Here is a 568-nt window from a genome sequence, read left to right on the forward strand (position 1 = left end):
GTAAGATTATAAACTGGATATATGATACTTTTGTATATTTATTGCTTATTCCAGATAGTATGCTTTTAATTATAATATTTTTTGGTGGATATTTTTTTGTCAAATATGGATTATTAGTAGTGCTTTACTTATTAGCAATTATCCTTCTTGTTAGAAAACTAATAAATATTGTTTTACTTCTTCTTTGTAAATTAAAAAGGCTAGAAAATGACAAATAAAGGATTAATGGAACATCTTAAGGATATTAAAGATGGTATTGTAGATTGTTATATAGGACTTTATGATTTTGGAGATTTTTTAGCTAGAATTTCAGGTTTTAGAGATTGGCAAGAAAAAAGTGTTATTTTAGATGATTTTCATAAAAGGCAGACACTAGAAGAATTGGACTTTTTAAAAGATATTATTAAAAATGAAACTTCTAGAAATGTTATACTAGAATATTTAATAAAAGATGCCAATAGAAGGCCTTTATATTATTTAACACCCGCTGGGATAATTTTAATTTTAAATATAACAACCAAAGCAAAAAAACTATTCATAATAAACATAACTTCTCTAGGAGGAAAAG

The 568-nt window shown here is 24.5% G+C and carries 1 protein-coding gene and 1 pseudogene; both read left to right on the top strand.

Annotated features, from left to right (window positions below):
* On the top strand, positions 1 to 218 hold a 218-nt coding region (locus CAMP5053_RS08315; RefSeq protein WP_337217650.1), incomplete at its 5' end, for a hypothetical protein.
* Positions 208 to 568, top strand: a pseudogene (locus CAMP5053_RS08320) (hypothetical protein); the annotation flags it as partial. The gene CAMP5053_RS08315 and the pseudogene CAMP5053_RS08320, both read left to right, overlap by 11 nt.

It is taken from the genome of Campylobacter sp. S4:11, from assembly GCF_024723695.1.
GTDB lineage: Bacteria > Campylobacterota > Campylobacteria > Campylobacterales > Campylobacteraceae > Campylobacter_D > Campylobacter_D jejuni_C.